Source organism: Alkalibacillus haloalkaliphilus C5, from assembly GCF_000269905.1.
Lineage (GTDB): Bacteria > Bacillota > Bacilli > Bacillales > Alkalibacillaceae > Alkalibacillus > Alkalibacillus haloalkaliphilus_A.
The window spans coordinates 1-23650 of the sequence record NZ_AKIF01000023.1 but is presented as its reverse complement, the minus strand read 5'-3'; the positions used below and the strand labels follow the sequence as shown (position 1 = coordinate 23650).

The 23650-nt window shown below is 36.3% G+C and carries 27 protein-coding genes and 3 pseudogenes; 8 read left to right on the top strand and 22 right to left on the bottom strand.

The annotated features are described in order from the left end of the window. The 12 genes and pseudogenes from A194_RS17230 to A194_RS0104220 form a co-directional block, all read right to left on the bottom strand. A pseudogene (locus A194_RS17230) lies at positions 1 to 835 on the bottom strand (protein kinase domain-containing protein); the annotation flags it as partial. A 257-nt stretch (positions 836 to 1092) separates the two neighbouring features. Further along, positions 1093 to 1728 carry a uridine kinase family protein gene (locus tag A194_RS0104270; protein WP_017185644.1) on the bottom strand — a complete coding sequence of 212 codons (636 nt, stop codon included), beginning with the start codon at positions 1726 to 1728 and terminating at the stop codon, positions 1093 to 1095. A 128-nt stretch (positions 1729 to 1856) separates the two neighbouring features. Then, positions 1857 to 2291 carry a VOC family protein gene (locus A194_RS0104265; RefSeq protein ID WP_017185643.1) on the bottom strand — a complete coding sequence of 145 codons (435 nt, stop codon included), beginning with the start codon at positions 2289 to 2291 and terminating at the stop codon, positions 1857 to 1859. Between the two features lie 23 nt (positions 2292 to 2314). Continuing rightward, positions 2315 to 2581, bottom strand: coding sequence for a DUF3953 domain-containing protein (locus tag A194_RS0104260; RefSeq protein ID WP_017185642.1), 267 nt, complete (start codon positions 2579 to 2581; stop codon positions 2315 to 2317). Between the two features lie 18 nt (positions 2582 to 2599). Continuing rightward, the gene (locus A194_RS0104255; protein ID WP_017185641.1) at positions 2600 to 2956 is read right to left on the bottom strand and encodes a DUF4181 domain-containing protein; all 357 of its coding nucleotides are present in this window, start codon (positions 2954 to 2956) and stop codon (positions 2600 to 2602) included. Positions 2957 to 3028: 72 nt separating this feature from the next. Next, a complete protein-coding gene (locus tag A194_RS0104250) occupies positions 3029 to 3424 on the bottom strand; it encodes a hypothetical protein (protein ID WP_017185640.1) in 396 nt (131 codons plus the stop codon). 14 nt (positions 3425 to 3438) lie between these two features. After that, positions 3439 to 4005: a GNAT family N-acetyltransferase gene (locus A194_RS0104245; protein ID WP_017185639.1), complete on the bottom strand. Its 567-nt coding sequence runs from the start codon at positions 4003 to 4005 to the stop codon at positions 3439 to 3441. Then, positions 4002 to 4346, bottom strand: a complete 345-nt coding sequence (locus A194_RS0104240; protein WP_017185638.1) for a hypothetical protein — start codon at positions 4344 to 4346, stop codon at positions 4002 to 4004. Before A194_RS0104240 ends, A194_RS0104245 begins: the two co-directional genes overlap by 4 nt. Positions 4347 to 4371: 25 nt before the next feature. Next, positions 4372 to 4761 carry an NUDIX hydrolase gene (locus tag A194_RS17225; RefSeq protein WP_237718734.1) on the bottom strand — a complete coding sequence of 130 codons (390 nt, stop codon included), beginning with the start codon at positions 4759 to 4761 and terminating at the stop codon, positions 4372 to 4374. Positions 4762 to 4873: 112 nt separating this feature from the next. After that, positions 4874 to 5320, bottom strand: a complete 447-nt coding sequence (locus A194_RS0104230) for a GNAT family N-acetyltransferase (protein WP_017185636.1) — start codon at positions 5318 to 5320, stop codon at positions 4874 to 4876. Between the two features lie 309 nt (positions 5321 to 5629). Then, complete coding sequence (locus tag A194_RS0104225) at positions 5630 to 5950, bottom strand: hypothetical protein (RefSeq protein ID WP_017185635.1); 321 nt, start codon at positions 5948 to 5950, stop codon at positions 5630 to 5632. A 187-nt stretch (positions 5951 to 6137) separates the two neighbouring features. Further along, on the bottom strand, positions 6138 to 6656 hold the full coding sequence (locus A194_RS0104220) for a hypothetical protein (RefSeq protein ID WP_017185634.1): 519 nt from the start codon (positions 6654 to 6656) through the stop codon (positions 6138 to 6140). A 170-nt stretch (positions 6657 to 6826) separates the two neighbouring features. Here A194_RS0104220 and A194_RS0104215 point away from each other — a divergent pair, with 170 nt between their 5' ends. Further along, entirely contained in the window at positions 6827 to 7033 is a 207-nt protein-coding gene (locus A194_RS0104215) for a helix-turn-helix transcriptional regulator (RefSeq protein WP_017185633.1), read from the top strand. Continuing rightward, the gene (locus A194_RS0104210) at positions 7033 to 7431 is read left to right on the top strand and encodes a hypothetical protein (protein ID WP_017185632.1); all 399 of its coding nucleotides are present in this window, start codon (positions 7033 to 7035) and stop codon (positions 7429 to 7431) included. Before A194_RS0104215 ends, A194_RS0104210 begins: the two co-directional genes overlap by 1 nt. A gap of 53 nt (positions 7432 to 7484) precedes the next feature. On the opposite strand, the gene A194_RS0104205 is transcribed toward A194_RS0104210, so the two are convergent. The 5 genes and pseudogenes from A194_RS0104205 to A194_RS0104185 form a co-directional block, all read right to left on the bottom strand. After that, complete coding sequence (locus tag A194_RS0104205; protein ID WP_017185631.1) at positions 7485 to 8039, bottom strand: SurA N-terminal domain-containing protein; 555 nt, start codon at positions 8037 to 8039, stop codon at positions 7485 to 7487. Between the two features lie 100 nt (positions 8040 to 8139). Next, positions 8140 to 10178: pseudogene (locus A194_RS17220) on the bottom strand (TRAP transporter permease). Then, on the bottom strand, positions 10175 to 10600 hold the full coding sequence (locus A194_RS0104195) for a DUF1850 domain-containing protein (RefSeq protein WP_237718733.1): 426 nt from the start codon (positions 10598 to 10600) through the stop codon (positions 10175 to 10177). The pseudogene A194_RS17220 and the gene A194_RS0104195 overlap by 4 nt, the downstream one beginning before the upstream one ends. Before the next feature lie 28 nt (positions 10601 to 10628). Further along, complete coding sequence (locus tag A194_RS0104190) at positions 10629 to 11615, bottom strand: TAXI family TRAP transporter solute-binding subunit (RefSeq protein WP_017185629.1); 987 nt, start codon at positions 11613 to 11615, stop codon at positions 10629 to 10631. 180 nt (positions 11616 to 11795) lie between these two features. Next, on the bottom strand, positions 11796 to 13730 hold the full coding sequence (locus A194_RS0104185; protein WP_017185628.1) for a DUF2075 domain-containing protein: 1935 nt from the start codon (positions 13728 to 13730) through the stop codon (positions 11796 to 11798). 136 nt (positions 13731 to 13866) lie between these two features. Here A194_RS0104185 and A194_RS0104180 point away from each other — a divergent pair, with 136 nt between their 5' ends. Next, positions 13867 to 14166 (top strand): nucleotide pyrophosphohydrolase, encoded by a 300-nt coding sequence (locus A194_RS0104180; protein ID WP_017185627.1) that lies wholly within the window; start codon positions 13867 to 13869, stop codon positions 14164 to 14166. A gap of 262 nt (positions 14167 to 14428) precedes the next feature. Here the strand turns inward: A194_RS0104180 and A194_RS0104175 are convergent, their stop codons facing one another. After that, positions 14429 to 15520, bottom strand: a complete 1092-nt coding sequence (locus A194_RS0104175; RefSeq protein WP_017185626.1) for an NAD(P)-dependent alcohol dehydrogenase — start codon at positions 15518 to 15520, stop codon at positions 14429 to 14431. A gap of 430 nt (positions 15521 to 15950) precedes the next feature. Then, positions 15951 to 16733, bottom strand: coding sequence for a GNAT family N-acetyltransferase (locus A194_RS0104170; RefSeq protein WP_040402320.1), 783 nt, complete (start codon positions 16731 to 16733; stop codon positions 15951 to 15953). A 333-nt stretch (positions 16734 to 17066) separates the two neighbouring features. Here A194_RS0104170 and A194_RS19635 point away from each other — a divergent pair. The 5 genes and pseudogenes from A194_RS19635 to pseI all read left to right on the top strand — a co-directional run. Next, positions 17067 to 17159: pseudogene (locus A194_RS19635) on the top strand (YjcZ family sporulation protein); the annotation flags it as partial. A 314-nt stretch (positions 17160 to 17473) separates the two neighbouring features. Further along, the gene (gene pseG / locus A194_RS0104160) at positions 17474 to 18577 is read left to right on the top strand and encodes a UDP-2,4-diacetamido-2,4,6-trideoxy-beta-L-altropyranose hydrolase (RefSeq protein ID WP_017185623.1); all 1104 of its coding nucleotides are present in this window, start codon (positions 17474 to 17476) and stop codon (positions 18575 to 18577) included. A gap of 2 nt (positions 18578 to 18579) precedes the next feature. Further along, on the top strand, positions 18580 to 19266 hold the full coding sequence (locus A194_RS0104155) for a formyl transferase (protein ID WP_017185622.1): 687 nt from the start codon (positions 18580 to 18582) through the stop codon (positions 19264 to 19266). After that, on the top strand, positions 19259 to 19954 hold the full coding sequence (locus tag A194_RS0104150; protein ID WP_017185621.1) for a PIG-L deacetylase family protein: 696 nt from the start codon (positions 19259 to 19261) through the stop codon (positions 19952 to 19954). Before A194_RS0104155 ends, A194_RS0104150 begins: the two co-directional genes overlap by 8 nt. Before the next feature lie 12 nt (positions 19955 to 19966). Continuing rightward, complete coding sequence (gene pseI / locus A194_RS0104145) at positions 19967 to 21016, top strand: pseudaminic acid synthase (protein ID WP_017185620.1); 1050 nt, start codon at positions 19967 to 19969, stop codon at positions 21014 to 21016. A gap of 263 nt (positions 21017 to 21279) precedes the next feature. Here the strand turns inward: pseI and A194_RS0104140 are convergent, their stop codons facing one another. From A194_RS0104140 to A194_RS0104130, 3 genes are all read right to left on the bottom strand, one after another. Beyond that, positions 21280 to 22197 (bottom strand): DMT family transporter, encoded by a 918-nt coding sequence (locus A194_RS0104140; RefSeq protein ID WP_017185619.1) that lies wholly within the window; start codon positions 22195 to 22197, stop codon positions 21280 to 21282. Positions 22198 to 22703: 506 nt separating this feature from the next. Continuing rightward, on the bottom strand, positions 22704 to 23135 hold the full coding sequence (locus A194_RS0104135) for a hypothetical protein (RefSeq protein WP_017185618.1): 432 nt from the start codon (positions 23133 to 23135) through the stop codon (positions 22704 to 22706). 36 nt (positions 23136 to 23171) lie between these two features. After that, on the bottom strand, positions 23172 to 23516 hold the full coding sequence (locus A194_RS0104130) for a hypothetical protein (protein WP_017185617.1): 345 nt from the start codon (positions 23514 to 23516) through the stop codon (positions 23172 to 23174). Between the last annotated feature and the right edge of the window lie 134 nt (positions 23517 to 23650).

Here is a 23650-nt window from a genome sequence, read left to right as displayed (position 1 = left end):
ATTCTTCTACTGTCGAATATCTATCTAATCTATCTAATTTGACTGCCTTCATGGCTATTTGATAAAGTTCTTCTCCTGCTTCCCACTTTGATCTTGATCGATCAAGTTCTCCACCGAACAAGCCGAATGCAATGGCACCCATATTAAATACATTTGTTCTTTCATCAATACTAGAGTCTAATTCGAATTCTTCTGGTGACATAAACCTTGAAGAACCCCAAAGCCTCCCCATTGTGTTAGTAAATGGCTTTTTCTTATATAAATCTATATCACAAATTTTTGTTACATTATTTTTAAAGTCATATAAAATACTTCCGTCATAAAAATCAACTGCTACATAGTTATTTCTTTCAACATATAGGTGGAATTCTAAAATAGTTTTAAATGAATCTCAGCGTTGTTCAATCGGTAAGATCTTATAGCGATAAAAAGGAGAATCAGGATGAGTGTATTTATGAGGTGGTGGAAAAGCCCAATGAGAGTGAAGACATTCGCCATCAAACCATTCAAACACTAACGCATACCCTTCTTCAACCTCAAAATGGTCAAGTAATTTTATTAAGTGTTTATGTCGCAAATCTTCATAAAGCGGAATTGATTCCTTTAACCTTACTACTGCATCTTCTGGTTGTCCTCTATATTCTTTTGTCTTTGCACCAGCATACTTTACAAACTTTTTTGTACCATTCTTTTCAACACCGAAACATATATTTCCTGAGTCTTGTTCATCAAAAACGGTGAAGACTCCCCCCATATTCGTAAGCCATTCGAAGTTATGTTTCTCTTTTAAATGAAGTGACACGTTATCTAAATATATAAGTTGTAATTCGCTCATTTAAAGCCTCCATTATTTTCTCAACCTTCTTACACATCTGGATCAGAAGTATTATGAACACCAAGCAACACCTGCACTAGGTGTTCATAACTTTAAATTCAAGTGAACACTCTCCTATAGTTTTAAAAAACGGATCAGTTTGCCTATTCAACTCTTCATTCACTTGATTGTTAATTGAATATCTAAAATTAATGTTAACATAAAATTCCAAATAAATTAACATAAAAAATGCACGCTAATAACTAGCGTGCATTTTTCTATACCCTGAATTTTTCCAAGATAGATTCTTCATCGGAGTTCTTTATTACAATATCAAATTGCTGACAATCATCATGCATAAATAAATGATATTGAATTCTACGTTGTTCATGAGAATGTTTTATGTAATTTAAATCTGCTCCTCTTTCCGAAACATCACGGATCCCTCTTCTTATTAATTCAGTTTCTCCATCCGTGTATAAATAAATGGTTAGATCAAATAATTTTGGATTAAGAAATGCAACACTCATCCCCTCTACAATACTTATATCTTTTTGTGAGGAAACCAAAGTACTTTCCGTGTAATGAGTGCCAATTGTATAAAAATCTAGTGAATTTCTAATCATGTTTATATCTCTCTCTAAAGCTAACAAATTATGAGCAGCCGGGTGACAAGCTGTCATCTTATAAGAAAAACATTCATTGTTATATTCATAATCAATCGTCGTGTACTTCCTAGCATCAGTAATAATATATGGATCAGTATTTAAATAATTAACTTCTTCCTCCAGCAAGCCTACAAGGTTGTTAGCAAACGTTGTTTTACCAGAGGCGCCATGACCTGATATACCGATGATTAATTTCTCATCTTTCTTATTTACCAAATTAGCTATCTTATATAATATGTCTTCCATATTTGCCCCCTCTATTTTCTTTGCTAGATTATTTGAATCGCTCTCAAATCAATTTTAAAAAGTAAATTAACAAAAATTAATTTAAAGAAGGCACGCTACTCATTAGCGCGCCTTCCTTTTTACCTTCATTATTTTTTCTTCTGCTCTTCCCATAACTGCAAACGCTCTTCATGACTCACTTCTTTATGAACTTGATGCAGCATCCATACGTAACCGAAAGGATCCATAAATATAGCATTGGAAACACCGTGATCTGGAAGTTCAGTTACTGGTTGAATTTCCGTGCACTCCATTTCCATTGCTTTTGAGTACGTTTCATTAATGTCTGGGACCGTTACGTTTACCCAACTTGTTTTAGGGTCGTCTGGCTTTGGTGCAATCAGATAAAAATCAGGATTTTCATCCAACAAATGAAATAGAACCTCGTACAATTTGAAGACTGCTTCATTTTCACCACGAGGAAGGTTTGAAACTTCTACACGTTTTACGTCAAATACTTTTTCGTACAACTCTAATGCTTTCAAGCTATCTTTCACAACTAAATCAATTTCTACTCCAACCATAAGTCACACTCCATTTAGAAATTTTAGCTTATCACAAGACTAGATGTAAGCCACAACACATAGATCGCTGCACCTGCTGTAAACAGTGACGTTACAACAAGAATAATAGATAATGCTATTCGTTTCTTCTCAAATTGTTCGAATCCTAAAGTAGCTATTAAAAAGCTTAATGATAACAGCAATAAAGTTAAAACAATCCCAACAGATGGGTTAAACAAAAATGGCACAACAAGAATTAAAGTTAAGACAGCAAAAATTATTTTAATTGGTTTAAAATCGAATGTTTCCATAAATCTACTCCTAACATCTTATATCAAAAACATAATAACAACAATTAAAGTGACACTACTACCGACAGCAGCTACCAGATCAGGAAGGTGTGATTTTTCTTCTATTCCATGTTTGTACTCCATATAAGCTCTAACTCCAAACCCTATTGTGAGAAAAGCTATAATGACAGGCTCCAGGAATGTGTAAAGGGAAGTGAGCATTAATACGGTTACAGAAGCTATGAACATAACGAATAAACTAATCTCTAACCATTTATGAAATTGATTAACGGTTCGATACATTTCAACGGGAAGATTATATTTAATATACACATAACACATCAATAACCATGTTATAAACATAATAAAAGCAACTATAACCATCATCTCAATCATGATCATACCCTCCCACAAGGTAACCTTTCACTTCTATTTTAACACATTTTTCTAAACATCCATTTAAAACACTCAGTCCTCTAATTCCAACATCATTCTTTCATGGTTGCCTTCCCATCTAATATCAACATCAATCTCTGCATCTTCTTGAGTTACTTCACAATCAACACATCTCCCAATAGAGTTATTGAGTACACCATTAGAAATAAATATGTCTCCCCCTCTAGTAGAACTAGTCACAGCATCAACGGAATAACTAATGCTTTCTGGTGGTTCACCTTCACCAATATACTCCATTATTAGACTGACGTTTTCACTATCTCCTCCTCTAATCGAAACGAAATACTCTACTTCCCAATGATCTGTTTCGTTTTTAAAGGAAAGTTCCTCATAATCTGAATAACACGCCGTAAGAACTAAGCTTGTTAAAATTAATGCCATAACTATTAAAATACTATTATTTTTCATGCTCTATCACCTTTTTAAACCGAATTCTTAAAGTAAACTAAGTTATCCGTCCAATCACCAAATTCATAGATAAATTCTTTTCTCGTACACTCATACTCCATTCCGACACGCTCTGCCAATTGAAAAGACGCATCATTATCCACATTAATATGCGCTTCAATACGGTGGTAGTTTAATTGTTTATGACCTATTTCGAGAGCTTCTTTAACTGCTTCTTGACCGTATCCATTGCGCCATTGATGGTTATGAATTGAATACCCAATCCTTCCCCACTGGAAGTTATCTCGTACAAGCGTTGAGAAATCTATCATTCCAATATGAACGCCGTCCGTTTTTCTAAAAAGACCAAAAACAAACGCCGTATCTGAATTGGCCAACTCCTGATGCTTGTCTACTAAATCACGAAACCACTCTTTTGTACAATTACTCATGTCTCGCTTGCCTTCATCATGACGGTGCTGCGAAGGCTTTCGACTTTCAAAGGCATCGAGCCAACTTTCGTAATCAGATTTCTCTAAAGGCTTAATAATTAACCGATCAGTTTCTGATACGATATCAAACGTGTTTTCAACTATATTCAATAAGACATCTCCTTTGTGTTACTTGTACTTGACTTCCATAGTTTAAACAATCCAACGACTAAAAAAGTAAATGCTATTAATTCTAATACCCTAGGAATATATGTAGTCCACACTACAAACTCTCCCATAGTCATCCCCATTGGCGGACCATGTTCTAGGAAGTAATCCATTATTCTAAAACCACCTGTCCCCAAAATAATTTGGTATAGCTCACTAATTAAGAGCAATAAGAAAAAATAAAAACCACCAGTAAAAGAAAGCTTTCTAGAAAAGATTAGCCCAACGATTAACAAGACAATCGTTGCGACCGGAATTAATACACTAATAAATCCCACAAACAATATAGTCCCACCTTTTAAATCTTAACTAATTTAATACCTTCCATTCATCAAAACACTCGGCCTCAATCGTTAGTTTCTTAGTTTTCATCCAATCAAAAGCTTTTAAAACTAGCGGTGAAGCGTTATCCAAGGACACTTCCTCCTCTGACACCCATAAAGCGCCAAGAGAGTCTTGACCTTCAAATTGATTTGGCTCGATTAACGCTCCAGCAACTTGTCTAACTGTATAGAAAACAGCGATATGATGCACATCCGTGTGACCTTTCCACAACCAAGGTAGCTTAAAGTCGACCACACCAATATTTTCATCTATTTCCACTTGCAAACCCGTTTCTTCATGCACTTCTCTTCTCAGCGCATCTGTTAATGACTCTCCCTCTTCCAAGCTTCCACCTGGCAAGTCAAATCTATTAATATAAGGACCACCGCTTTTATGTATAACTAATAATTTCTCGTTTTCAATACAAAGCCCATAGACACCGAGGCTCGGTGGTAATTCTGCTCGCTTGTCATAGCGTTCCTCCTTATTAGGTTACTTTAACTTTCAATAAAGGCAGGCTACGTTGCGGGAATACAGTTGATGGTGTATAACCCACCTTCTCTGCACCCATCTTTAAATAAAAACCTTCTGCGCCAGGATCACTATCAATTGTGAATTGCTTAACACCTAATTCTTTTACCCTCTTCATTAAATCTATCCATAATAATTGACCAAAGCCCTTACCTATGTAAACAGGATCAATAAATAATGCATCTAGCTGTTCATTACTTAGTGAAAAACTATAGAAAGCGACGATTTCTTTTCCCTCGATCATTACATAAGTAGGGTTGTTTTTAATATATTCTACAGTGACCGTTAAGTCTTCTTTACATTTATCTAAAAAGTCTTGTGAGTATCCCCAGTAAGACTTTGAGTTATATGCAATTGTGCTCAGGCGGTTACAATCAGTATTATCTGCTTTTCTAATCTTCACCTTATCCCTCCCCGGACTCTACAGTCTCTTTAAAACCTACACTTCACATTTTACCATAAAATTACTTTACGGACTTTTCTATAAAATAAAAAGTAGTTCAATTATGAACCAAACTGAACTACCAATCTATTTATCCCGCTATCATATAATATATTAAAGAAATCAACTGAATAGTGACTGTTTATTAATGATCAAGTTTGTTTGATTAAAAGACCTCACATTCCTCACATCAGTCTTTCAAATGAAACTCAACTTTCTTTCGAGAAAACATTCAATACTTGAAGATTGTTACCGAGGTTAAACGAGGCATCAAGCAAAACACACTTCCACTTCGCCTTCTTTTTGAGCTGTCTCAAGACAGTTTTCAAGGAATTCTTTGATTTGCACATTGTCCGGATCATTTCCTGATAAGGTGTACTTGTTTTCGTATGAGTGGATAAATTCTTGAAGTGCATGTTCCATCTGGGTAACAGAGAAAGTGGAGCGTGCACCAACACCACTTACACCTCCATTATGTTCTTCTGAATCTAGTACTTTGTACAAAACATCAGCATTATAGTTCGACATACTAAAACGAGCATAAGCAATTTTTCTACCGGCATGATTGTAGCCAAAAATGTCATGACCCATAGGCTTTCTCCTTTCACATAAGAGCATTTTCAAATTGTATAATTAGGGTATTAACTAACGTTTGGAGTGTCTATCTTAAACGTATTAAGGTAAGTTAGACTGAGGAAATGTGAAGTCTTCAATTATAATTATATCCGAACAGGCGTTCTTGTCAACTACTAAAAAAAGAGACCATATTTGATGGCCTCTACACCTTGTCTGCACACTGTTTTTCATCCGTTTTTTCTCGTAATTTGAACAGGATCTCAATTAACAACACTGTTGCACTTACACCTATTGCAATAGCTAGCCCTGTTTGTTTTGGCAAACCTGCAATTGAACCAATTATATAAAAGGCTCCCACACGAACTAAGAAAATCAATAGTGTATATAAGAGAACTTGTCTAACGAATAACTTCAGGATCAGTTCAAATACACTATCTAATGTATACAAGTAGATGATAAAAGTAACACCTAAAACAACAAGTTGGTTCGTGCTCAAGTTATATGAAAACACCATATCGACTAAACTAACTGATCCAATAATCGCAAATAAAACAGCTACTACAACAACTAGTATTGGTAAAGCGAGCAGCGCAGCTACAACGACTATCATTAATGGATTCATCCGCTCATAATAAGGTTCATATCGGTTTTGTCGCTTAATAAAGTTATAGATTAATATAAATGAAATAACGTAAACAGCTGTTAGCGTGATCCAAAGCATTTCTCTTATTCCCACCTTTCTCTTATTAATAGTCTTTTTAACACACATTATTGCTCATTATTATACTGCTTTACAAAGATTTCCACAAAAATGTAAAGATACCTTTACAAAATGCTTATATTTTGTTACAAATTATGTAAAGATATCTTTACATATAAGGTGGTGATGCCATGCCAGTAAGAAATAAGATTAAACAAATCCGCAAAGAAAAAGGGATAAAACAACTACAAATGGCTGAGGATTTACAAGTTACGCGCCAGACTCTTACAGCAATAGAAAAAGGTAAATATAACCCAAGCCTTGAATTAGCGATGAAAATTGCTCATTACTTTGATCAATCAGTTGAAGAAGTATTTACGTTAGAGGAGGAGTTATAATGAAAAAGAAACTTCAAAAATGGACATTGGCATTTGCTGGAATCGGCACCATTATAGGTGGATTTATCGGACAGTTCATTATTTATTTAAGAGATGGTAAGATGAATCTTGGGTCCATATCTGGATTCTTAACAGCGGGGATTATTGTAATCATCATTAATGTTGTTCAAAACTATCGAAAGAATGATCTATTACCAGAAATTGATGAACGAACAAGATATAATGAACTTAAATTCCATGCCATCACACCTCATATCATCTTTGCATTACTTTTTACTCTACTTGGCATTGCAAGCTATATTGAAATAGAACATATTCCCACTATTTATTTATGGATTATTGCTATAACGTATATGTTTGTAATTGGAATTGGAGCTTTGATCGTGAGGAAAAGATAACTTTAGTCAAATAAAAGGGAGCTGGTCTAAACCAACTCCCTTTCTGTAACCTCTTATTCTATATGAACTTCAATTTCATCTTCATACTCTTCATATAAGTCATCGATGATTTGTTGCATCGTTATATCTGCCTCTTCTATGTCTTCGTCTGTATCTAGTTCATCAAAGTCCACGTACTCTTCAGCAAATGCAGTTGAGTATGCGCTAACCTCAGTGCGTTTCCTAGTATACTCTTCATGATATGTCTCTGGGTCCATATCAAACAAGTCAGCACGTGATTCTGCAAACTGACGAATCTGATTGGCTTGGTCAGTATCAACTTCTTCAGAAGGGTAAGCACCTAAAAATTGTCCGTGCATTTCTACTTCTTCAGATACATCAATCCCCATATCTTGAGCTTCTTGCACCACAAGGTACTCCACCACATAAGTTTCAACGGCATGTGGCAACTCGTCATCATCAACATTAAATTCAAACAATACATCACCAACCGTAATCTCTTCACCTTTAACAACCGCCGCTGTTTCGTCCAGATCATACTGAGAGCCTGTGCAGCCGGCGATGAAGATGAGAGTGGATAGGATTGTTGTGTAGATTAGTTTTTGCATGGGTTCACCTCTATTTATTTACAAGCCAACTTCCCTATCATATTATCACAAAAATATAAAAGACTCGAGGTCAGCACTTGCTAACACTCGAGTCTACTTTTTAAGCTAGCTTTTCATTTTTCTTACGAGCTTGCATGAAGTTCATTGCTAGAATAATAGCAACTACTGATAATCCAATCACATCTGTCGTTAAACTTGGTACCACTGATAGTAGAGCACCTGTTAACAGCACAATTCTTAAGAATGGATTTATGAAGGTATGGAAGAAACCTTCTAAGGCCGCACTTAGAGCGACAATTCCAATAATTGCTGTTGTGACTACTAGTAAGATATCCATTATTGGTGGAAGACCAAACTCCGTTGCGTTCGTTGCAACTCCTGTTGTGTCAATCATTAACAACGTTGGATCAAACACAAACAGATAAGGAATGATGAATCCTGCTAATGATAGCTTTAATGCTTGGAATCCTGTAATCATTGGGTTACCACCTGACACTCCAGCACCAGCGAATGCCGCTAAAGCTACCGGAGGTGTTACGTTAGCAAAGATACCAAAGTAGAATACAAACATGTGAGCCACTAATACAGGTATACCAAATTCAGATAATGCTGGTGCTGCCATTGTTGCCGTGATGATATAAGCTGGGATGGATGGTAGCCCCATACCTAATAACATCGACGCTAACATGGTAAAGAATAGTGTTAAGAATAATGAACCGGCACCTAAACTTTGAATAGATGAAGTCATAACTGTACCGAAACTTGTTAAGCTAACAACACCAATTATAATTCCAACTACCGCACAGGCAATCATAACAGCTAATGATTGACGAGCACCTAATACTAATGCATCCATGACATCCCTTGGTCCCATACGTGTAGCTTTTCTAAATGAAGCGACAACAATTGTTAAAACAATCGTCCAGAATGCTGCACGTCCTACCGGCATGTTTTGGAACAACATGACGATTAAACCGACAATAGGGATCAGTAGATGCCCTCTTTCTTTCATTACTTCTCTCACTCGAGGTAAATCAGCTTTTGGAATACCTTTAAGTCCTTGTTTACCTGCACGGTAGTGAACTTGCATAATAACAGCTATATAGTATAAAACGGCTGGAATTAACGCAGCTAATGCGATTGTTCCATAGTTAATTCCTGTCGTTTCAGCCATTATGAAGGCACTTGCACCCATTATTGGTGGCAAGACTTGTCCACCTACCGAGGAACTCGCTTCAACAGCCCCAGCGAAGTTCTTGTTATAGCCAATTTTCTTCATTAATGGAATCGTAAACGAACCAGTACTTACAGTGTTCGCAACTGCCGCTCCGTTAATACTGCCCATAAAACCACTGGAGACTGTCGCAACCTTAGCTGGACCACCTTGTCTATGTCCAGCTAACGCCATTGCGATATCATTAAAGAACTGTCCTAGGCCAGATTTTTGTAAAAACGCACCAAATAAAATAAATAAGAAAATAAAGCTCACGGAAGCTCCAATTGCTGTGGAATAAAGACCTTCTGTTGTTAAATACAATTGCCCAAAAATATCGCCCAAATCAAACTCACGTGTCATGAGTCGCATTGGTAAGAAGTCCATATGACTAAAGAATGGATATGACAAGAAGATTAAAGCAAAGACAGGTAAAATAAGCCAGTTACACGTCTTGCCGCTTCTAAAATCAATAGGACAGTCATGATCCCTACAATAATATCCATCGTGTTAGGAATACCACCACGCTCAGTTACTATCGCTGTATATTCCGTTAAAATATAATAACTTGAGTAAAAACTTAAACCAAATAAAATCCAGTCATAAAATGGAACCTTATTACGGTTTTGACTTGCAAAAGTCGGGTAAATTAAGAAAATTAAAGCAAGGCCAACTGCAACATGGATCGAACGCTGTTGTAATGCAGGCATTGGATTAAACTGAATCCACAAATGATAAACTGAATATAGTGCAGCAATGATAAACAACGTCCAGAATATGAACTTGCGATTATCTAAATCCCTTATCTTAGATTGTTTATCGTATTTTTCTAGTATTTCTTGCTTATCTACTTCTTCGTTAGTATCTATTTCATTAGAATTATTGCCTTGTTTTTCAACAGGGTCTTTTACGTCATTTTGACTCATAACGGTTTCCCTCCCCACATATTCCAAAGATAGACTCTTTGTACTTTGATTTCAATCTCACTATACGGCTTAAAAAGTTCATATAAAGGGATTTCCTTTGTATCTGTTAAAATCGTTGTTTCCGTATGATCAGACACGATCATATTCATTTGACTCATCTCTCGATTTACAGCCATTCGAATAAAGCCATCATCACTTTCAATGATTTCTCCTTCAGATGGAACACCTGCACCAAACGTTTTGAAATAAGTCTCTGTTAATACGAGTTGTCTTCCATCACGTTCATAGACTTCATACCATGGTTCATTTTCAACAGAGTGAATCCAAGTTAACGTAAAAGAATCGCTATTAAGGAAATAGCTCTCACCGTCTGATTCAATTTTAATAACAGACCAGTGAAAAAAGGTTAAAAATAGGGGCACTATGATTAAAGTGCCCCTAATCAACCATTTATTGTTCATCGTAATAACGCTGCGCCCCTGGGTGGATTGGTGCAACCATTCCTTCTTGTGCATCTTCTAAGTTGATATCAGATGCTGCTTGGTGTGAATTTTCAAGTTGCTCTAAGTTCTCGAATAATGTTTTCGTTAACTCATAAACATCATCTTCGCTTAGGTCAGAACGAACAACTAAAGCGTTCATAATCGCAGCTGTTTCAATTGGTTCATCATTGTTATAAGTACCTTCTGGAATTTCAAGTGAAACGAAGTACTCTTTATCTTCAGCAATTTCTTCAACACGTTCTTGTTCAATCGTTACAATTTGTAGATCAACTGATTCAGCTAATTCTAATACTGAAGAGTTTGGTAGTCCACTCGTTAAGAATGCAGCATCAATTTGACCTGTACGAATACCATCAGCTGCTTCAGCATAACCTAAGTAATCTTCATCGATATCATCATACGTAATTCCATGACCTTCTAAAAGTGTACGTGCGTTAACTTCTACACCTGAGTTTTGGTCACCTACAGCTACACGCTTACCTTCTAAGTCATCAAGTGTATCAATTCCACTGTCAGCAGTCGTTACAACTTGTACATAGTTAGGGTATAGAGTTGCGATTTGTTGTACGTTATCAATTGAGTTATCTTCGAAGTTTTGCTCACCTTCAACTGCTTGACTTAAAACGTCACTCATGACAAATGCCATTTCTACACTTTCTCTATTAAGTAGATTCATATTTTCTACTGATGCACCCGTTGTTTCAGTACGAGCGTTAACACCTAATTCATCAGTATAAGCTTCCGCTAATGTTGTGGCAATAATGTTATAAGGACCAGAAGAACCACCTGTTGCAATTGTTGCAATGTTCGTATCTAAACCTTCACCTTCTCCACCATCAGTATCAGCCTGATCACCATTGTCGCCACCACAAGCAGCTAAAATTAGTGATACCGCTAACATTAATGTGAAAGCGCTTATAAATTTCTTGTTCATGAAAGTCCCCTCCTATTAAATCATTAAACTTTTATTGTTTTTAGACAAAAGACATTTTATCATAATTCTACTTAAAAAATCTATTATAAAATTCAAAAAAATGAAAGACATTTTCCAGTAACGTGAATGTGGAAAAACTAGAGCAACTACTAAGGCATAATGTATATTAAGTTATGATTTTTATTTATAACCAATTCTTTTCTCCGCCACTTTCAATTCTTCATTAATCATTTCGTTATATTCTTTCTCCCTCTTCAGACGCTCCCTCAAGTAATGTTCTAACTCTTTATCTGTACAATATACAAAACAACCTTTTTGGCCTCGTGTCATAAGTGTTCTATAAGTATTTCGTATAATCCGATCAGCTAGTTTTTGAGCTTCTTCAGGGTCTTCTTTGAGCCGCTTCTTAATCCCTCTGAGTGACTGATCGGATTTGGCGCGTTTTGTATGATCAGTTACCACTTCGCCATTTTCATAACGTAAATCATCTCCAATGATTACACCTACGTAATCAAATTCAAGCCCTTGACTTGTGTGAATACAACCCGCTTCATGTATAGATTCTTCATCAATAGCCCATGTGTCTGTATTTCCTAGGTTCCAACTAATAGAAAAGTCATGTTCTTCTATTTCAATGTCGTGATAGTCGGTTTTATTACGTTGATCTTTAGGCCAATCCCAACAATAACCTGCTACAATCCTTGACTTATTATTGAGTTTGTTCTTTTGCATTAACTCTTGTTTCATTTCATGCGGGTCAGAGAATACTCTAAAATCATAGTCTATACTCATATCATTGACATTAGCTGTTTCTCTAATTTGTAAAACATCATCAAGCCATGCAATATATCCATCTGAACCATCACACCTGAATTGGGAAGCTAACTCTCCATACGTTAGCTCAGCCCCGTATTCCTCTGCGAACCCTTTAATCATTTCAATGTTACCAACATCTTTCAAAGTAACACGTTGATTTTCATCGATGAAGAAAACTGATAGCTTACTAGTATGAATGACTTCTTTCACTTGGTTTTCTCCTAAGTTCTGAAACATACCTGATTTTTCATTTAACCTATGAGCTTCGTCCACTATTAAAACGTCTAGCTCATTTTCTTCTGTATCAGTATAACTGCCAGAACCTTTAAATAAATTATCAATTCTCGTTTTTTTGAAATCACCTTTAAGTTTGGTAGAATAAACATTTCTAGGAGCTGAATTTTTCGTAACATACTGGCAAGTTAACGACTTATTACTCATCGCAACTAATAAGTTAATAGCCATTACTGATTTACCTGTACCTGGGCCACCTTCGACAATCATGACTTGTTTTGTGTCAGTTTGCACGGCTCTTTCAGCTAGTTCCAATGCCGTTTCATAGAAAACTTTTTGATCATCAATCATAATAAACTCGTCATTACCTTGCAACATACTTGTTAGTGAGTCTTGAAGTGATTTTGATGGTCTTATTCTTCCTTGCTCTATTTGATATAGGACCTCTTTTTGATCTCCATATTTAATATGCTTCTTTATGAAACCTCTAAGCTTAGCAACATCACCTTTTGTGTAAACAGGTGCTAAATTGAGATAATAATCATAGTACTCATCTGTCAAAGCATCATGTTTTGTTCTTCTATAATTATGTAAATAAGCACAAGGTTGAAGTTTAATAGACTGTTCTTGAACATTCTCGTTATAGTCTTCAATTAAAGCTGAATAAGACCATGCTTGATAAGATGGATGTGCCACTTCACGCAACCCTCTATTTAGTGCCGTTTTGACGATTGCTTCTTTCCCTTCCACCTTTTCAACTTCAGACCATTGCTTTAACTCAACTATCACTACATGGTCATTTTCCCCATCATATCCAGACAATAAGAAATCAACTCTTTTTGACGTATAGGGAATTTTATATTCTATAGCAACTCCAGCGTCATTAGGAATTTCTTCGTCATTTAAGACGCGATACATATGTAACATCGAGTTGTCCCAAGAACGTATCTCAGATTCGCTAGTATGCCCTAGCTTTTGCTCAAACACGTCCAATATGTGAGTGACAAGCTCATCTTGATCAACGTGATTAAGGAATTCTTGTTTACTCGCTTCATATACAATCACATATACTCCTCCTAACCCAACACAATCAATGTGAATTATATAATAGAAATGATAAAATATTATACTATAACTACATATTACTAAAATTTTCTAAAGACTGAAATGATAAACTATTAAAGTTAGGAGTAGATGACAAGTGAGTGATATACATAAGTTAATTAATTCAATTAATGAATTTAGAGATGAACGAAATTGGCGACAATTCCATAACCCTAAAGACTTAGCGATTTCAATCTCGATCGAAGCAGCTGAATTATTAGAGGACTTTCAATGGAAAGATAGTGAATCAGCATTAGAATCTAACAAAGACAATATCCAAGAAGAAATTGCAGATGTTTTAATCTACTCACTGATGCTGTGCTCAGACCTTGAACTAGATATTCAAGAAATAATTGAGGAAAAGTTGAAGAAAAATGAGGAGAAGTATCCAAGTTAGGATCAAATGTATAAACCCATACAATTAATACTAATTGGAGAAATAACAAGACTCGGAACTTTTAATTTCGATCGTTGTTATAGAAGTTATAAAAACTCAGTATTTTTACAAGGGAATAGCAATAAAACAGCACCTCTCAAACAAGTTGAAAGGTGCATGATTTTACTCTTTTATTTTTAGGATAGGTTTTATAACTAACCCATTCCCTGATTTCTCAAAAGCTTGGTTGATTTGATCGAATCCATAGAACTTCTAAAGTTTATTATTTCTCAATTCTTAAGATCGGTTTTATTGTTTCACCATTTTTAGAATCTTCAAAGGCTTCGTTAATCTCCTCAAAGTCATAGAATTTAACCAGTTTATCGAATGGGAATTGTCCTGTTTTGTAGTAATCAACTAATTCTGGTATGAAGACATTTGGTACTGAATCACCTTCAATGACACCTACCATTGTTTTCCCTTCAGCCATTAAGTCATTGTGCACGTCGATATCCATTTCTGGAGTTACACCGACAATCGCAGAAACACCTAGTGGACGTAATGCTTGTAAACTTTGTCGAACGACTGGTGGAACACCTGTTGTTTCTACTGCATACGTCGTACCACCGTTTGTTAGTTCATTAATTTCTTCTAATACATCAACATTTGATCCATTTAATGTATGTGTCGCGCCAAGCTCTTTAGCTAACTCTAATCGTGAATCGTGTAAGTCAACAACAATAATTGTTTTACAACTAGCTATTTTTGCTGCCATCACTGCACTTAAACCAACTGCACCTGCACCATAAATAGCAATGGTTGAACCAAATTCTGGTTTAATTCTATTTAGGACAGTACCAGCTCCTGTTTGAATACCACACCCTAAAGGGCCTAACAAAGCTAAATCTACATCTTTATCCACTTTGACAACATTACGCTCGTGAGCAACGGCATATGTACCAAAAGACGATTGGCCAAAAAATGTTGACAGCGGCTGGCCGTCTTTAGATAATCGATGTGTCGAATCGTCATGCTTACCACCAAAATTCAATTCATTGAAGGCCTCACACACTGTTGGGTGACCCGTTAAACAATGATTACATTCTCCGCAATGAGCAAAGGATAATACAACATGATCGCCTTTTTCTAGACGGGTAACTCCATCACCAACTTCTTCAACAATACCTGAACCTTCATGTCCAAGCACTGCAGGTAGAGGTGCAATCGCTTCATCACGTGCAACTGCATCCGTATGGCAAACACCTGTCGCAATAATATTCACTAAAACTTCATTAGCTTTAGGCGCTGCCAATTCTACTTCTTCAAAACTAAAATCTTTGCCTTGTCCTTCCGTTACTGCAGCTTTAATCTTCATCATGAACCTCCTTGAATTTAAATGAACGATCTAACTGTTATAGTTAGTTAATTTGCATTTTAATATTAAGAAATTGTTTACAAGCAATCTGCTTTAGTAGTATAACCATAACAGCATTAAGATTTTCATTTACTGGTGATAAGCTCACAGTACCGCAAAAATAAATAAAATAAGCCCAGATTTCCTCTAAGGAACCTAGGCTCCAGTCTTGAATTTTTATTTAAAGACTACATGTCTAATGTCATTTGCATCTATACTTGGTGCAATGGTTAAATCATCTCCCTTCTCTACTTGAGGATTTATATTACTTACTATTTATATAATCTAAAACAGAACAAGCTCTATAACTTAATTAGTTACAGAGCTTTTTTACTTACTCACTTATTAATCGATCAATCTTAATTTATAAGTTTAGAATACTAAAACAATTCTATCCAATAACATAAGTTTCATACTCAGTCTTAAATTTATAACCTAGTTTCTCAGCTAACTTAACTGATTCCATATTGGCCGCGTCCCAGCTTGGGTAAAGCCCTTGACTTAAGCACTCTAAAATAAGTGCAGAAGCTGTAACCGTTGCTAAGCCTTTTTTTCTATAATCAGGGTGTGTTGCAACTTCAATTTCAATACCATCATCGTATATACTAAATGAGGTTGCTCCACAGACGGCTTTACCTTTGTGAAGCAAAACAAAGCCCATTCCTCTATCTACAAAGTCTTTAGTAGAATTAAATTGACTTATAAAGTCTTCAGAAAGCTCATGTAATGAAGGGTCTTCAGCCAACCTTAAGTCAATTGGTTTTAATTCGTATCCTTCTGGTATATGCCTTACAGACTTTTTAATGTGATCTTGATTTAAGTGATTCGGATTTTTATAAAACTCATACCTTTTGATTTTTTCAAAGGATCCTTTATGCAATGTTTCAATTTTCTTCTTCCACTCTTCTGTCTTAACGGTCGCAAGTGTGAAGTCTGGTAAGTTATGCAGTAGTTCATTCGCTTCGTCCGCATCAGGGTCTCCTGCATAGAATACAAAAATCCCGACAATGATTTGGGCTACTGTTGGATGATTAAGGTCATCCACGTATGCACTACCCATATGACCTTGTAAACATGACAAAACAACAGTGTCATCAAAGTTTTTAAATAATGGTGCTAATTTTCTCTTTCTTGGGGTTCTACATAATGAATCATATTTCTTGTTCCTCCTAATTTGCCAGAACAAGAGTGTTAGGATATACAGTGTCGTTACCTCGTCTTAATTATTCCCCCATACTTTTGCAAGTTGCATACTGGGTAACATCGTTTTTTTTCTTGCTTTAATTGTTCGTAACACCACAATACCACCCTCTTTCACAAATTTTCCTAACATTTCAAATGTACTAAATTTTTTTTACTGTTGTAAACTTAAGGAAAAGCTGAGTAATACTTTTTAACGTATAAACGTTTAAAATAGTTTACCTTCACCCCAACACCGGCCCACCCATTTCATCAACCTAAACATATGATGTAATGTACTATAGTGATAAAGGAGGTACTCGTCATGGGATACACTGGAGGACGTTACGGTGATTCTTTTGTGCTGGTTGTCGTGTTGTTTATTTTACTAATTATTGTTGGCGCTTCTTATTACTGCTAAGGGTTGTAACCTGATTTTCCAACCTTCTAACGCGAGTTTGCATAAACCTAATGTACGAAAAAGCCCCTATCTTTTAGTTAAGGGGCTTTTTTGTATGCAAATTCTCAAACTTCCCTTCACTCTGCTGAAGTAATTAAAAATCTAGAGTTATTGATCGCAACTCCACTATTACCTTTCCGAAATTTCATAGGCATCGACCTTTTTATAAAGATTTAACACAATAATCTATACCGCTTTATATAAACTGAATACTATAGTTATCAAGTTCCTATTGAACTCACCATTAACATCAATAAGAAGTAGGTAGAATGTCTATGGATCAGAAAAATATATGTATTCGTGTTGATGCATCTCGAGAAATGGGATCAGGTCACGTGATTAGGTGCCTGACTTTAGCTGAGGAATTGAGAAAAGAAGGTCATAAAGTTGAATTTATTTGTCGTCCAATAAATGGGAACCTAATTCATTTGATTCGAGATAATGGTTTCTTTGTTTACATCCTCAACGAAGCTAGTTCAACTGACCTTTCTTTAGTTACACTACATTCCGATTGGTTACAAGTTTCTTGGGAGGATGATGCTGAAGAGGTTAAATCAATTGTAAAACATAAGGAAATTGATTGGTTAATTATTGACCATTATGCAATTGACATGAATTGGGAAAAAGTATTAAGACCTTATGTAAACAAGATCATGATTATAGATGATTTAGCTGACCGAAAGCATGATAGTGATCTTCTACTAGATCAAAACTACTTTATCGACCAAGATTCTAGATATGCTCAACTAGTTCCAAAGAGTTGTCAAACTCTCTTAGGCCCTCGCTATGCATTGTTAAGAGATGAATTCCGAATGAATACGCCTCATATTAGAAGAAAATTAAACCGTATATTAGTTTTCATGGGTGGTAGTGATCCAACGAATGAAACAAGAAAAGTAATTGAAGGTTTCCTACAGTTAAACCCTCAATCTACTAAGTTAGATGTCGTGATTGGCAAGCTTAACTTAAATGCTACTACACTACAGAATTTATGCGAACCTTATGCCAATATAAGGTGTTTTACACATATAGATTATATATCTGAGCTGATGCTTAAAGCTGATTTGGCCTTTGGAGCAGCAGGAAGTACTACTTGGGAAAGGTGTAGCCTTGGTTTACCTTCCGCAGTCATGACAGTTGCTAGAAATCAAGAATCGATCATTCAGCAAATGGCTTCAACTGGTTGTATATTAAGTCTTGGAAGAGCATGTGATAATACGAGTGATCAAGTTGCTAGTGTAATTGAGAGTTTCTTAGAAAATCCAAACTCACTAACAGACATGTCACGGCATTGCTTAAAGTTAGTCGATGTAAATGGTGTAAAAAAGGTCGTTAACAAAATGAATCAGTTAGACCATTCATCTAAAGAAGGGGGTTAAACATGAATTATGTTATAGCTGCAAATCACAAACGATACACTAAGTTATTCCTAAACTTACAAAGTCGTTTGGATGGAGAGTTTTATTTTATTTCTAACAAGGAAGAGTTAACTTATTCATTCTTACAAGAAATAAATCCAAAATATGTTTTCTTCCCTCATTGGTCTTATATCATTCCTGAAGAAATATTTAATGACTTTGAATGTATTATATTTCATATGACTGATGTGCCGTTCGGACGTGGTGGTAGTCCATTACAAAATTTAATATCAAGAGAGATTTACGATACGAAAATTTCTGCCATTAAATGTGTGGAAGAATTAGACGCTGGACCGGTCTTCCTCAAACGTCCATTGAACCTTTACGGATCCGCTGAAGAAATTTATTTACGTGCAGCAGACGTTATTGAAGAGATGATTTTCGATATGATCACTACTCATCCTTCACCAATCAATCAGAGCGGCGAAGTTGTTCACTTTCATAGAAGAAATCCTAGCGAGAGTAATATTGAAGAGATAGATCGTTTGGAGAAAGTTTATGATCTCATAAGAATGCTAGATGCTGATGGATATCCAAAAGCGTACGTGAATACTAAGCATTTCACTATAGAATTTGAACGTGCAAGTTATAAAGGAGATCTGATTCATGCTGATGTAAAGATAAGGAAAAGGGATGGTTTAGATGAGTAGGAATATTCTAGTCATTGCAGCTCACCCTGATGATGAAGTGTTAGGGTGTGGCGGCACAATGGCAAAGCATGCTCAAAGGGGCGATAGAGTTTATTCTGCTATTTTAGCAGAAGGAATTACGAGTCGCGATAAAAATAGGAATCGTGAAAAGCATACTGAGCAGTTAAGTGAATTAGAGAAAGCGGCACACAAAGCCAATGACGTTTTAGGTGTTTGTTCTCTTCAATTGTTTGACTTTCCAGATAATCGAATGGACTCTTTAGACAGATTAGATATTGTAAAAGTTGTTGAAGACTTAATTAATCAAGTAAAGCCTGACATTGTCTACACCCACCATAGTGGTGATGTTAACATTGATCACCGGAGAATACATGAAGCTGTCATCACCGCCTGTCGTCCAATTCCAGGTAATCATTTAGTGAAACAAATCTTATTTTTCGAAGTTGCTTCTAGTACGGAGTGGATGACAGCTAATACGGCACCAGCCTTTCACCCCAATTGGTATGTAGATATCTCTGATACATTACAGCTGAAGTTAGATTCTTTAAAGGCATATGAATATGAAATGCGAGATTGGCCACATGCAAGGTCTATGAAAGCTTTAGAGCATTTAGCTAAATGGAGAGGTGCAAATATAGGCGTTGAGGCTGCTGAAGCATTTATTCTCGGACGAAATATTGAGTCATAAGGAGGTGTTGACATGGATGAGATCAATCTAGGGGGCAGGAATGTTGGCCACAATCGCGAGCCATTTATTATTGCGGAAATGTCAGGAAACCATAATCAATCATTAGAACGTGCACTACAAATTGTTGAAGAAGCTGCAAATTCAGGTGCACATGCTTTGAAGTTGCAAACTTATACAGCTGATACGATGACTTTAAACATTGAAAATCCCGAGTTTTTTATTAGTGATGAAGATAATTTATGGCAAGGGAATTCACTATATAAACTATACCAACAAGCCTATACACCTTGGGAATGGCATAAGCCAATTTTCGATCGTGCCTATGAACTTGGGTTAACTCCATTTAGTACACCGTTTGACGAGACAGCGGTAGATTTTTTAGAGGAATTAAATGTGCCTTTTTATAAAATAGCGTCATTTGAAAACAACGATCTTCCGTTAATTAAAAAAGTAGCAGCAACTGGCAAACCCATGATTATTTCAACAGGAATGGCTACTTTAGCCGAGCTTGATGAAACGATAAAAGCAGCACGCGAATCAGGATGTAACGACCTAATCTTGTTAAAGTGCACAAGTACGTATCCAGCAACTCCTGAAAATACGAATATTTTAACTATCCCCCACATAAGGGAACTATTTGATGTACAAGTTGGGCTATCTGATCATACTTTAGGAACAGGAGTGGCTGTTGCAAGTATTGCGCTTGGGGCTACAGTTGTTGAAAAGCACTTTACTCTAGATCGAGCGGATGGCGGCGTGGATGCTGCTTTTTCTATGGAGCCTTTAGAAATGAAGACACTAGTTAATGAATCTAGACGTGCATGGCAGGCGCTTGGGAAGGTGTCATATGGTCCAACAGAAGCTGAGGAAAATTCCTTAAGGTTTAGGCGTTCAATCTACGTTGCTCAAGATATTCAAGCTGGTGCATTGTTAACTGAGGAGAATATTAGAGTTGTCAGGCCTGGTCACGGTTTGCCACCTAAGTACTATGATACAGTCCTCGGCCAACGAGCAAAGCATAAACTAACAGCTGGAACCCCATTGTCTTGGGATTTGATTTAATCAACAAGCGGTCTAGCCTTTGAAAAGGTAAAGGCCGTTTTATTGTTTTCGATCACAGAATGATTATGGAAGCTTTTTTTCGTCGTATAAGCCGATCGAAAGTAAAGGATTTTTGACAGACTAAAAAGCTGCCCCATCAGGGTACGTATTAATTGCGTACACACCAGACCGCTATAATAATCTGAAGAGGATTGATGCCTAAAGTTGGTCAATAAAAAATCTCCAGTTAGTGACTTATGCTAAATCACTAACTGGAGTATAGTTCACGCTGAATCTCTTTTAGGTTTCCTTCTACGTTTAAATGAAAACACGGTTAAGAACAAGGATCCAAATAATAATAAGAACCCAAGTAATTGCCAGCCTGTTAGAATTTCGTTAAATGCGATTACTCCAACTAATACGGCAATGACGATTTCAATTGAAGCTAGAATTGTTGCTTTGCTAGATTCGATATACGTTAAGCCGTTAGTGTAAAGTAAATAAGCTAGAACGGTTGATATGACAACAATACCTAGTATATTCAGCCATACACCACCATTCGCAAACGCTTCGTGTTTCTCCCAAATACCACTTGTTGGAATTAAAAATATAGTTCCACACAGCATAGCGTAAAACGTAATCGTAAATGGATGATACCAACGGCTAACGTTTTTACCAATTAGGCTGTACGTCGAGCAGAAAAAGCCTGCTAGTAGGCCGTATATAATCGTTTGAATCGTTAATGAGAATTCGCCAATTGGGAAGAATTCGATCGCAAATGCACTTCCTAAGATCGTCATAATGATGGCTATGATTTTTGTGACGGAAAGAGCTTCATTAAAGAAGATTTTAGCTATGATGGCTGCAAAGACAGGTGAAGTATAGACGAATACGACTGCGACTGAAAGTGATGCAAGGTCCATGACTTGGAAATAAAACCAATTAAAAAATGCAATACTTACAACGCCAAGTGCAATGAAATAAGGTAAATCGATCAATCGAATCTTCAAATAACTTCTGGCTAATAGTGCTAACATCGTGAGTAGGATTAAGCTGGAAAATGTTAAGCGAAGTGTGACGACTTGCCATGGCGTGAATCCGTAGTCATACAAGTTTTGGACAAATAAGCCTGTTAAGCCCCAAAAGCCTGCACCTAGGATGACCATTCCATAGGCAATAAAGTTATTCATTCTCATTCTCATCGTTAAACCCTCCCTTTTCTCTCTGTCTATCAGGTTCAGGTCAAACTACTAAGAAGTTTGATTTAATTTGTGTCAAGCTAGTTCATCTTACAACGCTTAGCACTTATAAGCAACCTTTTTGATGAAAAAATATTTTGGCAAATTCTGTGGCTGAGGAGTATTGCGGTGTGGCGGTGGAGAAGGTTTGTAGATTGTTAGATTTTTTGGCGCTTAGATAAATTATTTGGCGCTCGCGGCTTGGATTCTGGCGCACACGCAATTTTTTTGGCGCTTGCGGCTTGGTTTTTGAATCTTACAAAATTTCACCGACGTTTTTTATCAGCGCTCAGGATAATTTATCAGCGTTCGCGACTAACTTATCAGCGCTCGTAAATTTTTATCAGCGTTCACGTGATGTTTATCAGCGTTCACCAATTTTTATCAGCGCTCAAGCTAATTTATCAGCGCTCGCCCAATATCAATCTTCCTTACAAACAAAAAAGACACCTCCCTGTTTGGAAGATGCCTTAATAAGTTTCATTTTCATTTATAATACGGTGAATGTTTTGCTCGAATTCATTTATGTTTCGGTTTTCGACTGAGTGGTTGATTGTTTGAGAGATTTCCCTTCTCGTCTCTGGTTCTAGTTCGAGGACGTGATGATCGACTGATGTTAATTGTTGATGAACCACACTCATCGTTTGCCAAACTTCACGCGAGTAATCTGAGTCATCCATTGAATTGCGCGACAACTCCTCAATATGATCCAACGTTTGGCTCATCCTAATATATTGCTCTTCTGTCATTTCATCTTGAATTTGGAATGCGGCATCAAACATAAATCGGTTTAATGTTTCCTCGACGTTTTCTTCGCTCTTTTGATTGAATAAGCTAAATATGACAAAGATATTCAAGGTGATCGATGCTGTTAACGCTATTAGTAGAATTTTAGATTTCATTGCTAGCGCCCCTTATACAATCTACTTAGTCCACCTTCACTGCACACTCGCTTTTTTATACCTTAAGAAATATTGAACCACTAAGTGAGCTATAACACCGATCATGAAAAATAACGCAAGCCCCATCGTACGTGCTTCGATTGAAAACCGGGTCTCATAAACTTCAATAATAAACAGTGGCAAACCGAATAATGTCGGTGCGAAATTTATAGAGTAGCCTAGTACAAGCATTAACAGAGTCGTTATAAACAAGAGTAGCGATAATACAATGGTTACTTGCACACCGGTTAACAATACTTTTAAAAAGCTTTTCATATGAATCACCTTTTTCCAACCTTTAACATTATTTTTATCATTAATGTCCAAAATTACAACTGTCAACGTTTATTCCTTTGCATACTTCTCAATCAACTCTTGATCAATGCCTTTCTTCTTCCCTTTTTTAGCTAAGTGATTTATGAAATATTTTAAGAAAAACGGCATTTTCACAACACGTGAATCTTGCATGTCTAATG